Source organism: Brachybacterium huguangmaarense, assembly GCF_025725725.1.
In the GTDB taxonomy this organism is placed as follows: Bacteria; Actinomycetota; Actinomycetes; order Actinomycetales; family Dermabacteraceae; genus Brachybacterium; species Brachybacterium huguangmaarense.
Window position 1 is genome coordinate 201,582 of record NZ_CP107020.1, and the last position, 12,308, is coordinate 213,889.

General features: G+C 75.1%; 10 protein-coding genes. 5 read left to right on the forward strand and 5 right to left on the reverse strand.

What is annotated here, in order from left to right:
• Positions 1-114: 114 nt before the first annotated feature.
• The 3 genes from BRM3_RS01000 to BRM3_RS01010 are packed head-to-tail and all read right to left on the reverse strand — an operon-like array spanning position 115 to position 4,979.
• Positions 115-1,812: a dynamin family protein gene (locus tag BRM3_RS01000; RefSeq protein WP_263594256.1), complete on the reverse strand. Its 1,698-nt coding sequence runs from the start codon at positions 1,810-1,812 to the stop codon at positions 115-117.
• Positions 1,809-3,674, reverse strand: coding sequence for a dynamin family protein (locus BRM3_RS01005; RefSeq protein WP_263594257.1), 1,866 nt, complete (start codon positions 3,672-3,674; stop codon positions 1,809-1,811). Before BRM3_RS01005 ends, BRM3_RS01000 begins: the two co-directional genes overlap by 4 nt.
• 36 nt (positions 3,675-3,710) lie before the next feature.
• Positions 3,711-4,979, reverse strand: coding sequence for an acetoin utilization protein AcuC (locus tag BRM3_RS01010; RefSeq protein ID WP_263594258.1), 1,269 nt, complete (start codon positions 4,977-4,979; stop codon positions 3,711-3,713).
• A 238-nt stretch (positions 4,980-5,217) separates the two neighbouring features.
• On the opposite strand from BRM3_RS01010, the gene BRM3_RS01015 reads away from it, so the two are divergent.
• From BRM3_RS01015 to BRM3_RS01025, 3 genes are all read left to right on the forward strand, one after another.
• Positions 5,218-6,597, forward strand: a complete 1,380-nt coding sequence (locus BRM3_RS01015) for a TrkH family potassium uptake protein (protein ID WP_263595485.1) — start codon at positions 5,218-5,220, stop codon at positions 6,595-6,597.
• A gap of 95 nt (positions 6,598-6,692) precedes the next feature.
• The gene (locus tag BRM3_RS01020) at positions 6,693-7,364 is read left to right on the forward strand and encodes a potassium channel family protein (RefSeq protein ID WP_263594259.1); all 672 of its coding nucleotides are present in this window, start codon (positions 6,693-6,695) and stop codon (positions 7,362-7,364) included.
• The gene (locus BRM3_RS01025) at positions 7,361-8,635 is read left to right on the forward strand and encodes a hypothetical protein (protein ID WP_263594260.1); all 1,275 of its coding nucleotides are present in this window, start codon (positions 7,361-7,363) and stop codon (positions 8,633-8,635) included. Before BRM3_RS01020 ends, BRM3_RS01025 begins: the two co-directional genes overlap by 4 nt.
• On the opposite strand, the gene BRM3_RS01030 is transcribed toward BRM3_RS01025, so the two are convergent.
• Positions 8,601-10,364: an HNH endonuclease signature motif containing protein gene (locus tag BRM3_RS01030; RefSeq protein ID WP_263594261.1), complete on the reverse strand. Its 1,764-nt coding sequence runs from the start codon at positions 10,362-10,364 to the stop codon at positions 8,601-8,603. The genes BRM3_RS01025 and BRM3_RS01030 overlap by 35 nt on opposite strands.
• A 286-nt stretch (positions 10,365-10,650) precedes the next feature.
• On the opposite strand from BRM3_RS01030, the gene BRM3_RS01035 reads away from it, so the two are divergent.
• A complete protein-coding gene (locus BRM3_RS01035; RefSeq protein WP_263594262.1) occupies positions 10,651-10,932 on the forward strand; it encodes a hypothetical protein in 282 nt (93 codons plus the stop codon).
• A 3-nt stretch (positions 10,933-10,935) separates the two neighbouring features.
• Here the strand turns inward: BRM3_RS01035 and proC are convergent, their stop codons facing one another.
• On the reverse strand, positions 10,936-11,790 hold the full coding sequence (gene proC, locus BRM3_RS01040; RefSeq protein ID WP_263594263.1) for a pyrroline-5-carboxylate reductase: 855 nt from the start codon (positions 11,788-11,790) through the stop codon (positions 10,936-10,938).
• 61 nt (positions 11,791-11,851) lie between these two features.
• Here proC and BRM3_RS01045 point away from each other — a divergent pair, with 61 nt between their 5' ends.
• Complete coding sequence (locus tag BRM3_RS01045) at positions 11,852-12,304, forward strand: NUDIX hydrolase (RefSeq protein ID WP_263594264.1); 453 nt, start codon at positions 11,852-11,854, stop codon at positions 12,302-12,304.
• Positions 12,305-12,308 lie beyond the last annotated feature (4 nt).

The following is a 12,308-nucleotide window of genomic DNA, read 5'->3' on the forward strand; positions in this document are numbered from 1 at the left end:
ACGGACGCTCAGGTCTGGGGCCGCGCGGAGGGCTGCGGAGCCGGTCGTGATCGGTGAGGCGATCACCCGGCCACCCGTCGTGCGGCAGACAACGATCCATGGTACATGGCCGCCTCAGCGGCGGTCGCCCGCGGCGAGCGAGAGATCGGTCGCAGCATCGCGCCCGAGGTCCAGCACGTCCTCGACGGGCTCGACCACGAGGCGCTCGGCCACGGCGCGCACCCGCTCGCCGAGCAGCCGACGGACGCGCCGACGCTCGAGGCGGGAGGCGAGGGCAGCGATCGCGCCGCCGGCGAGGGCGAGCAGGATGCCCACCCCCAGGCCGAGGACGAGCAGCGCCGTGGGGAGCGGCACGGGAACCCCGAGGCCGTCGACGGTCGGCATCGGCGGGGCCGGGATCTGCAGGTAGCCGAGCACGGCGACGAGGGTGAGCCAGCCCAGCCCCACGACCGCCGTGGCGAGCGCGAGCCACTGGATCACGCCGAGCACACGCCACCACCACGAGCGGCGCTGCGCACGGAGGTCGGCGCCCGCGACCGCCTGGTCGAGGGCGTCGGGCAGCTCGTCCGCGTGCGCCCGGGCGGCGCGGCGCACGGCCGCGCGCCAGGCCTCCCCCGCTCCCGCGCTCGTGGCGTCGGCGAAGCCGCGCACGCCGCCCGAGGCCCGCGCGCTCGTCGCGGCGTCGGGGGCGGGCAGGGACGTGCGCGACAGCTCGCCGGGCACGGCGCCCTGGCCGATCCCGAGCCTGCGCAGGGGGTCCGGCCGCAGGCGCCGGATCCACCGCAGCGGCGGCCAGCCCAGCTCGCCGGCCGCACGATGGCGGTAGGACCGCGCCGCGGCCTCGGAGACGGCGTCGACCCGCGCGGCCGCGCCGAGATCCTCGACGAGGCGGCGCACGTCGGCACCCCGCACCTGGGCCGGGAGCTCGCCGACCGGGGCGGCCTCGCGCAGCGCGACGGCGGCACCCATGACGTCGGCGCGCAGCCGCGCCGCGGACGCCTCGCGTCCCGCCGCGAGCACGACGAGGCGCTCGCGGAGCTCCTCGACCCCCTCCCCCGTCTCGGCGGACGCCGCGAGCACGGGGGCCGAGCCCACCCCGTCGAGCCGGACGAGACGCTCGAGGGAGGCCAGGACGGCCGCGCGATCACCGGGGCGGACGCGGTCGACCTGGTTGAGCACCACGAGGGTGGTCGCGTCGTGCGCGGCGAAGGGGGCGACGAACTGGCGGTGCAGGACGTCGTCGGCGTACTTCTGCGGATCGGTGACCCACACGATCACGTCGACGAGCCCCGTCATGCGCTCGGCGGTCTCGCGGTTGGCGAGCTCGACCGAGTCGAGATCGGGAAGGTCCAGGAGGATCAGCCCGGGGCGTGCGCTCTCGTCCACGCCGCGGAGCCGACGCCCGTGCCGCCCGGTCGAGGCCTGCTCGACGGCGCGCACGAGAGGGGTCCCGGGGTCCTCGAGGACGTGGCGGTCGGCGACCTCGAGCCAGTCGAGCAGCGGCTCGCTGCCGCTCGCGCCGACGACCGCCGCGACGGGCGCCGAGGTCGTGGGCCGGCGCACGGCGGCTCGGGTGACAGCGGCTCCCACGATCGCGTTGACGAGCGAGGACTTGCCCGAGCCCGTCGCGCCGAAGACACCGACGACGGTGTGCTCGGCCGAGAGGGCCGAGCGTCCGCCCACGCGCTCGACGGTCTCGCGCGCCCGGGCGAGGGGGCCGTCCGGGGCGATCCCGTCGAGCATGTCTGCAGCGCGGCCCAGGGCCCCGGCACGCTCGGCGAGGCCGGGGCCGCCGCTGCGGGCGGCCCTCATGCCTCGGCCCGATCGGCGCCGGGATCGGGGCCGGAGCCGTGCGCGTCGGCGGCGCGGCCCGCTCCCGGCGTCTCGGCGCGGTCGCCCCGCACGGCGGCGGCGAGCTGCTCGAGGGCGCGGGCGTCCCCGAGCAGCTCGTCGGAGGTCACGGCGTCCTCGAGCACGTCCAGGCGGGCGCGGAACGGCTCGGCCCGCTCGGCGACGAGCTGGTCGAGCCGGGTCGCGAGGGCCGTCCGGGCCGTGCGCGCGAGGCGACGCACGGCCTCGTCGCCGAAGATCGTCTCGAGCAGCTTCTGGCCGATCACGGCGGTCGCCGCCCCCGTGCCGACCTCGAGGCCGGTCGGGATGAACGCGGTCGAGGCGAACACGACGACCATGAGGGCGACGCCGACGGCGTTGACGCCGAGGGAGAGCACGCGCGCCCGGGTGCGGCGGTCGGCGCCCTCGCTGCGCACGAGCTCGAGCACGTCGCCCTGCCACGCGCGCACGGCCTGGGCGACCTCGCCGCGGTAGGCGTCGGGGATGCGCGAGAGGTCGTCGCCGTCGATCAGGGCCCGGCCGCTCGGCGTGATCCGCCACGCCGTGTCGGTGCGCTCGGCGGCCCGGGCGGTCTCGTCGATCACGACGTGCACGAGGCCGGTCTCGAGCGCGTTCTCGGCGGCGACGGCCGGGGCGGGCTCGCCCCGCAGCACGCCGGCGAGGCGGTCGCGCACCCGTCCGAAGGCCGATTCGATGCCGCGGAACAGCTCCCCCGTGCCGACGACGTCCTGCCATCGCGCGAGCACCTCGCCGCGCAGCAGCGAGCCGTCGCCGAGCACCGCGTCGATCCTCTCCCGCGCGTCCGCGAAGGCCGCGTCGACCTCGGCGCCGAGCCGGGCCACCTCGTCCTCCTGCGCGTCCACGTGGGCCGCGACCGCGCGCGCCGAGCCGGCGAGCGCGGCCACCGCCCCGGCGAGGGTGCGGCGCGCGATGGCCCCGCGCTCGGCGGCGTCGGCGGCCAGGGCGCCGAAGAACGTGCCGATCTCCGCGACCGTGCCCGCCTCGAGCATGCCGCGGTCGTCGACCGGGGACTCGTCGATGAGGAACAGGCGGGCCGCACCCAGCCCGTCGCGCTCGAGGAGGGAGCGCAGGTCCGCGGAGAGCTCCTCGGCGACGCCCGGGCGCGGCGGGATCCGGTTCATGACCACCGCGACGGTCACGTCGCGCGCGGCGGCCGTGCGCAGCACCTCCCACGGCACGGCGTCGGCGTAGCGGTTGGCGGTGGTCACGAACAGCCACAGGTCGGCTGCGCGCAGCAGCTGGCGCGCGAGCTCGCGGTTGCCCGCGGACACCGAGTCGATGTCGGGGGCGTCGAGCAGGGCCAGCCCGCGGGGCACGGCGGGGTCGGCGGCGAGCACGAGGGAGGTCGCCGCCGCGTCGCCCTCGGCGGCGGGGGCGGGCGCGGCGGGGGCGGGCGCGGCCGCCGCGGTCGCCCCGTCGACGGGCCCGCCGCCGACGTCCACGCGGGCGAGGCCGGGCAGGATGCGGCTGCCCGCGAACCAGGCGGCGTCCTCGGGGTGGTGCAGCAGGATCGGCTGGCGCGTGGTGGGGCGGATCGCGCCGGCGCGGGTGACGGGCCTGCCCACGAGCGCGTTGACGATGGTGGACTTGCCCGCGCCGGTCGAGCCGCCGACGACCACGAGCAGCGGGGCGTCCAGGGAGTCCAGGCGCGGGGCGACGTGGTCGGCAAGCTGGGCGAGGGCGGCCGCGACGTCGCGGCGTCCCCGCTCGGCCCCCTCGACGGGCAGCGGCAGGTGCACCTGGCGCAGGTGCACGGCGAGCGCGTCGAGGACGCGGGTGCCGGCAGCGGACGGGGTGCTCATGGCCGCCATTGTGGCAGGGGGTCGGTCATCGAGGGGTCAGTCGTAGTAGGGATCGAGGCCCCATTCGGGGAAGGCGACGCGGCGCGCGGCCTGGATGCGGCGATCGAGATCGTCCCCAGGGTCGAAGCCGGCCGCCCAGGGCCGCAGCACCGGGGTGGACCCGTCGCCGTGGCGGACCAGATGATGCGGGAGCGCGAGCCCGTGGGCGCGAGCGAGCTCGCCGACCCGGGCGACGTACTCCGCGGGAAGCGGGCGGGACGGATCGATCGGCTCGCCGATCGCGGTCGCCACGAGGTTGGTCCACGAGCGCGGCACGACGTCCGTGACGGAGTACCCGCCGCCGCCGAGGGCGAGCCAGCGGCCGCCGCACACCTCCTCGGCGAGGTCCCGCATCATGGCCATCGCGGCCTGCTGCGCCTCGACGGTCACGGCGAGATCGGCGAGCGGGTCGTCGCGATGGGTGTCGGCGCCGTGCTGGGTCACGAGCAGGGTGGGCCGGATGGCGCGCACGAGCGCGGGCACGACCGCGTCGATCGCGCGAAGCCACCCCTCGGAGGTGGTGTGCGCGGGCAGCGGGACGTTCACGGCCGAGCCGGGCGCCCCGGGACCGCCGGTGTCCTGCACGAAGCCGGTCCAGGGGAAGAGGAGCTCGCCCGACTCGTGGAGGGAGACGGTGACGGCGCGCGGCTCGTCCCACAGGGCGCGCTCGACGCCGTCGCCGTGGTGGACGTCGAGGTCGACGTAGACGATGCGCTGCTCCCCGAGGGCGAGCGCGTGGAGGATCCCGATCGCGGCGTCGTTGTAGACGCAGAACCCGGCGGCCTGGGAGGCGCGCGCATGGTGCATGCCGCCGCTGAAGTTGACGGCGCGGCGCACGGCGCCGCTCTCGATCGCCTCGACCGCCTGCAGGGTGCCGCCCACGAGGCGCGCGCTCGCGTCATGGATGCCGGTGAACACGGGCGTGTCCTCGCTGCCGAGGCCGTACGGCGCGAGCTCGGTCTCGGCAGGGCGCGTCACGGGGTCGGAGGCGGCGCGCACGGCGGCGACGAACTCGTCGTCGTGCACGGCACGCAGCTGGTCGTCGGAGGCGACGGGGGCGGGCAGGAGGGACACGTCGTCACGGTCGAACAGGCCCGAGGCGCGGCACAGCTCCGCGGTCAGCTCCAGTCGGACCGGGGACATGGGATGCCCGGCCCCGAAGTCGTAGGCGGCGAGCGCGTCCTCCCACACGACGGCCGTGCGATCGGGGGCCGCCTCCCGCTGTGCGCGGGACGCGCCCGGACGAGGACTCTCCGGTGAGCTCATGGGCGCAGACTAGCCCGCGCCCGGCCGACCGAGCAGGGGCGCTCCCCCAGCACGACGCCCCCGGGCATGCACCGCGCCCGGTGGTCTCCTGCCACGTAGACTCCCCCTGCCGTCGTGAGCACGGCGGGCCCGAGGGGAGGAGGCGGACGTGAGCGACACCCGTCCGCGTCGTCCCGCGCGGGGCAGCAGCGGCGAGCAGGCCGCCCGCCGGAGCCTGGCCCGGCTCGCCCGCCAGGCCATGCTGCGCTCCCGTCGGGTCGGGCTGGGCGCCGCTCTGCGCGAGCTCGTCGCGGAGGCCGCGAAGGCCTCCCCCGCGCGGCTCGCGCTCACGGTCTTCTCGGGCATGATCCTGCTGGTCACGGTGATGCTCGAGCTGCCCATCGCGACCGTCGAGCGTGAGCGCACGCCGCTCGTCGACGCCCTCTTCACGGCCGTCTCCGCCGTGTGCGTCACGGGCCTGACCACGGTGGACACCCCCACCCACTGGTCCACCTTCGGGCTCGTGGTGCTCATGTTCGCGATGAAGATCGGCGGCCTGGGCGTGCTGACCCTGGCCTCGCTGCTGAGCCTGTCGGTCATGCGCCACATGGGCCTGGCCCAGCGCCTCATCACGGCCTCGGAGACCCGCAGCGAGCGACTGTCGGAGGTGGGCGGTGTGCTCGCGACGATCGTCATCACGTCGACGTCGTTCGAGCTGCTCACCTTCTTCGCGCTGACCCCGCACATGATCGCCAACCAGTACCCGCTGGGGACCTCGCTGTTCAACGGCGCCTTCTACGCGATCAGCGCGTTCAACAACGCCGGCTTCGTGCCCGAGGTGAGCGGGACCGCGCAGTACGTGGGCGATCCGTGGTTCTCGATCCCGATCGCGCTCGCCGTGTTCGTCGGCTCCCTCGGCTTCCCCGTCATCCTCGTGCTCGTGCGCTCGTGGCGCCGCCGGGCGCACTGGACCCTGCACGCCAAGCTCACGCTCTCGACGTCGGCCCTGCTGTTCGTGCTGGGCTGGATCGGGATCGCGCTCATGGAGTGGGGCAATCCCGACACCCTCGGCGGTCACGGCACCGGCACCAAGCTGCTCGCGAGCGCCTTCGCCTCCGTCATGCCCCGCTCGGGCGGCCTGTCGACGCTCGACGTGTCCCAGTTCGCGCCGGCGACGCGACTGTTCGTCGACATCCTCATGTTCATCGGCGGCGGCTCCGGCTCGACCGGCGGCGGCATCAAGGTCACGACGTTCGCGCTGCTCGTGCTGTCGATCATCGCGGAGGCCCGCGGCGACCGCGACGTCGAGGTCTTCAGCCGCCGGATACCGCACGAGACGATCCGCCAGGCGATCTCGGTGCTCGTCATGAGCGCGGCCGTCGTGCTCGTCGCGACGCTCGTCATGCTCGAGCTGACGGGACTGGACCTGGACCGCACCGTGTTCGAGGTGCTGTCGGCCTACGGCACTGTGGGGCTCTCGACGGGCATCACGCCCGATCTGCCCACCTCGGCGAAGTGCGTCATCATCGCCTGCATGTACATGGGCAGGATCGGGCCGATGACACTGGGGGCGGCGCTCGCCCTGCGCGAGCGCTCGCGCGTCGTGCGCCTCCCGGAGGAGCGCCCGATCGTCGGCTGATCCGGCCCGGGCCTGATCGCCCGCGCGGCGACCGGCTACGCTGAGCGCGGCCCGCACAGTCGCCGGGTCGCCACGGCCCGTCGGGAGGAGCAGGGGTGTCGGAGCGGAGTCGCCAGCGCGGCGGGGTGCTCGTCATCGGTCTCGGCCGGTTCGGCGCGTCGATCGCGGTGACGCTCGAGCAGCTGGGCACCGACGTGCTCGCGATGGACACCCGCTCCGAGCTGGTCCAGGAGTTCTCGGGGCATCTGACCCACGTGGTGCAGGCCGACGCGACCAACCTCGACGCCCTCCAGCAGATCGGTGCCGCCGACTTCTCCGTCGCGGTCGTCGGCGTCGGCACCTCGATCGAGTCGAGCGTGCTCATCACCGCCAACCTCGTCGACCTCGGCAAGCCCGTGATCTGGGCCAAGGCGATCTCGCAGGCGCACGGCAAGATCCTCGAGCGCATCGGCGCCCACCATGTCGTGTTCCCCGAGAAGGACGCCGGCCAGCGCGTCGCGCACCTCGTCAACGGCCGCCTCATCGACTACATCGAGTTCGACGACGGCTTCGCGATCGTGAAGATGCGACCGCCGCGCGAGACCGTCGGCTACACGCTCGCCCAGTCCGACATCCGCTCGAAGTACGGGGTGACGGTGGTCGGGGTGAAGTCCCCCGGTCGCGACTTCACCTACGCGACGCCCGAGACGATGGTCGCCCAGCACGACCTGCTCATCGTCTCCGGCCACACCGATCTGCTCGAGCGGTTCTCGAACCGGCCCGGATGACGGGTGCCACGACCGGGACGGCCGCTGGAGCCGAGCACGGCGCCGCGGGGACGGACAGCGCGGACGCTGCGGCCGGCGTAGGCGGCGCGGCGGCCCCGATGGGCGGGGCCGGCCCAGTTGGCGAGGCCGGCGCAGTCGGCGCCGCGGGCGTTCCCGCGGGGACGTCGCCGCGCACCCACGGCGCAGCGGGACCTGGAGAGCCGGACCGCACGTCGGTCTCGGCACGGCCGGCGACCGCCCAGGACGCCGAGGCCGCGAGCGAGGGCCTCCCGGACCTCCTGCCCGACCGGTGGCGGCCGGGGAACAACCGTCGCTCGTTCGTCGCGGAGTCGGGCGGGACGGTCCTGGGCCACTGTCGCGGGATCGACAACGACTTCCATCCGGCATCGCGCTCGCTCGTGCTCGAGACGGTGCCGGGGTTCGACGACGATCTCCGGTGCCGGGTCGAGGACGCTCTGCTGGGTGCGCAGATCGCGGTCTCCACGGTGCCCTTGCGCATGAAGGTCTACGCGTCGGACGCAGCCGGCCGCGCGCTCGCGGCGCGGCACCGCGCCGTGGCGATCCAGGCCTGCCCGCCGTGGCGCTACAGGGTGGGGCCCGAGCTGCGACAGTGGGCCGCAGCGCACCGGCACGCGGACGACGCGGAGTCCGGAGCGCTCGGGGCCGGTCGCGGGGGCGCCGCCGAGCCCGACGTGCCATGCCCTGTGCGCCCAGCCGACGTCGAGGAGCTGCGGGACCTCGAGGTCGCCCACTACACGGCCCAGCATGCGCGCTGGTCTCCTGCGGCCGCCCCCGAGGTCCTCCGGGACGAGCTCGGCGAGGCGTACAACGGTCCCGCGGGAACGCTCGGGCTCGACGTCGAGCGCAGCGTCGTGCTCCGCCGCGGCGGGCGACTCGTCGCGGCGGGCGTGGTCTGGCCGTCCGAGGAGCACGTGACAGGGCCCGGCGCCGAGGTCTCGCTGCTGAGCGACCCGGCCGAGGGCCCCACGGCACGGGCCGACAAGGAGGCCTGCCTCGCGGCGGTCCTCGATCGTTGCCAGGACGGGGACGTCCTGTGCCTCGACTCCCATCTCACCGAGCGCACCGAGATCGCGATGATGCGCGAGGTCCCCGGCCTCGATCCGGCCGCCGGTGACGGCTGGATGGTCATCCTCGACGTGCCCGTCGGCCGGGAGCGACGCCCGTGGACGCTGCCGGCAGCGCTCGTGCCCGACGAGGCCTCATGGATCCGCGAGTTCATCCCTGGGGCATCGGACTCCGGGTCCTCGTGAGCACCGAGGCCTCGCACAGGACGCCCACGCAGTCGCGCAGCGAGAACCCGTAGCCGCCGGTCGCCGGGAAGATCCGATCCGGCGCGGGGCCGCGCTCCGTGCCCAACACGGGGTCGAGATCGAGGTCGGCGTCGAGGTCGGCGGCGGCGTCGAGGTCGGCGTCCGAGTCCACCGGCACGGTCGCGATCGTCTCGAGCCCGTCCGGCCACCGCGCCTCGACAGGCACCCCGTCGACGTCGAGCACCGCGAACCGGCTCGCACCCGTCGGTCCGGCGGGCCGCCGGGCGAGCCGCAGGCCTCCCTCATGGACCATGACGTGATGGCGCCGGCACAGCAGTGCGAGGTTCTCCAGATCGGTGTCCCCTCCCTCGGCCCAGGGCACGAGGTGGTGCGCATCCAGGTTGCGTGTCTGCTCGCAGCCGGGGAACACGCACCGCCCGTCGCGCACGCCGAGAGCGCGGCGCTGGGCGCGCGAGGCGAGGCGCCGGCTCCTGCCGAGATGCAGGACCTCTCCCTGGGCGTCGGTGACGACGAGGGCGACACGTCCCGTGCAGGTCAGGCGCTCCGCCGTCGCGGCCTCGACGGGACCGAGCCCGGCGATACCGGCACGCTGCGGACCGTCGAGCACAGGTCGCGGGGGCCGGGACGACGGACGCGACCACCTCTTCCGCCCCACCCCACCGGCAGATCCCACCGCGGGCGCTCGAGGCGTTCCCGCGGGAACGCTTCTCGCCCGAGGGTCGAGGTGCCGACGACGCGTCCGACGCGCGCGCCCGGACGCCACCGCTCTGGTCCGAGGCGCCGCTTCGCCGGAGGACACGGCGAGCTCGACGTGCGCGGCGGCGAGCGCATCGGCCGTCACGTGCACGAGCACGAGGTGGCGATCATCGCCCGAGCGGTCGACGGGCGCCGCATCGAGGTAGGCGCGGGCCAGCTCGACCAGGGCGTCCACCTTGCGATGCACGAGCGGCGGAGGCTCCGTGCAGACCGCACCCCGTGCCGCGCCGTCACCCACCGTCGCACCCTCGTCCCCCGTCGCGCCGGGATCGAGCACGGGGTCACGGTCGATGCCGTCGCCGGCCACGGGGACCGTCCCGTCCCGATCCAGCGCGAGATCGAGCGCGGTGACCACCTCCGCCCCGGTCTCGGGCGGGAGCACCGCGCGGATCTCGACCATGCCGTCCTCGCGCACCCGCCAGGACGCCTCGCGGACGACCTCCTGGCCCAGCCGCGTGCCGGCCGCGGCGCGGAAGCCCGCGACGGTGCGCGCGAGCTGCGAGGCCGTCATGGCCCGGGCCAGGTCGAGCAGCGTCGACTCGTCGACCAGGCCGACCACGCGGCTCATCTCCCGCACCTTCGAGTACGAGAGCCGGCCCGCCCGGAACTCCTCGACGGTCGCGGGCAGGTGCGCGAGGGCGCGGGAGACCCGCACGTGCTCCCGGGCGGTGGCCAGGCTCATCGAGCATGCCCACGACAGCCAGTGCGCGACGGACTTCAGTCCTGTGAACCAGCGCAGCGCCTCTCCCCGCTCGAAGGCGGCGACGAGCAGGAGCAGCTCGCACGTCGACTCGGCGATGTGCGCCGCATGGGCCTGGATGCGTGAGCCGAGTAGCTCAGCGTCCTCGCGCGGCAGCAGGGTGGGCGCGCCCGGCGGTCCGGCGTCGTCCCCCGCACCGGCGCGTGCCGTCGCCCCCGTCGTGATCGCCCGCGTGCCCGTGTTCCCCGGCATCGCCTCGCCCCTTCCGCGCGTCCCTGCGTCGTGATGCCCATCCCATCGCAGGGGTGTGACAGACGGGGCGGCGCCGCTGCACGCGCGGCGGGAGCGTTCCCGCGGGAACGTCGCGGAGGTCCGGACGGACGGCGCGATCACGCGCCGCGCCCGGCCGAGGCGCCGCAGCGCCCCGTCGACACGCTCGCCCCCGCGTGCCAGGCTGGGCACTGAGGTGGAGCAGCCGGGTCGGCCGCCCCACCTCCGCATCGGCACATTCCCGCAGCCGCTCACGCCAGGAGGCGCCATGTCCTCACGTCATCGACGAGTCGCGTGCGAGACGTCCTTCCGGTCTCGCGGCTCCCTCGGGTCCTCCCTCGCGATCGGGTCGATCGGATCGTTCCTGTCCGTCGGATCGATCGGATCGGCGCTCTCGATCGGCTCGATCGGGTCCTTCGCCTCGATCGGCTCGGTCGGATCGTTCCTCTCGATCGGGTCGGTGGGCTCGTCGATGTCGATCTTCAGCACGGGAGGCCACGGCATGATCGGCGACCGGCCGTTCCTGCGATCCGGTCGCCGTCGCGCCTGAGGCTTACTCCCCCGACATCGCCCGCGACTTCGCGGCCGCCGCCTCCATCGCCGCGGCGATGCCCGCCCGCATGCCGTGGCGGTCCAGGGCGGCGACGCCCTCGGCCGTCGTGCCGCCGGGGCTCGAGACGCCGGCGCGCGCGATCGCGGGATGGTCGCCGGACTCGATGACGAGCTGGGCGGCGCCCTTGACGGTCTGCTCGACCATGCGGGTGGCGACGGCGCGGGTGAGGCCCTGGCGCACGGCCTCGTCGATCATCGCCTCCATGAGGTAGAAGACGAACGCCGGGGCGCTGCCGGCGGCGCCGATCACGGCGTGCACGGAGCCCTCGGAGATCTCCTCGACGATGCCCGAGGCGTGCAGCAGGTCGCGCGTGAGGGCGCGCTGCTCCTCGGGCACGGCGTCGGTGAACATGAGGGCGGTGACGCCCTCCCCCACGGCCATGGGGGTGTTCGGCATCGCGCGCACGAGACGCTCGTGGCCGCCGAGGTCGCGCGTGAGGCTCTGAAGGGTCGCACCCGCCGCGAGCGAGATGACGACGGTCTCGGGTCGGAGGTGCTCGATGAGCGGCGGCAGGGTCGCGCGCAGCTGGTAGGGCTTGACGCCGATCACGACCACGTCGGCATGGGCCACATCCTCGATGGAGCCGGCGGTCGCGCCCAGGCGGTCGGCCGCGCGGCGGGAGGACTCGTCCGAGGAGTTCACGACGCGGAGGTTCTGCGCGGTGACACCGGCCGCGAGGGCTGCGGTCGCGAACGCTCCTCCCATGGTGCCGGCGCCGACCACCACGAGGGTCGTGGTCGACAGGTCGGGGGTGGCGTCGGTCGTCGGGTCTGCGGCGTGCGCGGTGTCGTTCATGGCATGCACTCTACGGGCGCCGGAGCCGCGGGCGCCCAGCGGGCGCTCCTACACTGCGGCCATGTCCTCCCGCCTGCTGAGCCGCGTGCGCGGCAAGCTCGAATGGTGGGTCGTGCTCCTCACCCAGCCCCGTTTCCTGATCGGCGTGGTCGCGCTGCTCCGCTCCCCCGACGGCCGGATCCTGCTGGTCGAGAACCGCTTCTGGCGCGGCAACCGCTGGGGCTGCCCCTCGGGCTACATGAAGCACGGGGAGACGCCCGAGCGCGCTGCCGTGCGCGAGTGCCGCGAGGAGTGCGGTGTGCGGCCGCGCGACGTGCGCGTGACCCGGGTGGCCGGCGGCTCTCGGCGACGGCTCGAGATCTGGGTGACCGGCACGGTCGACATCGATGTCGCGCCGACCGCGCTCCAGCGCCTCGAGATCACGGATGCCGCGCTGCTCGAGCCCGACGAGGCTCTGCGGCGGATGCGCCGCCCGCAGGCGCACGAGGTGCGGTCGCTGCTCGCGCTCGGCTGAGCGG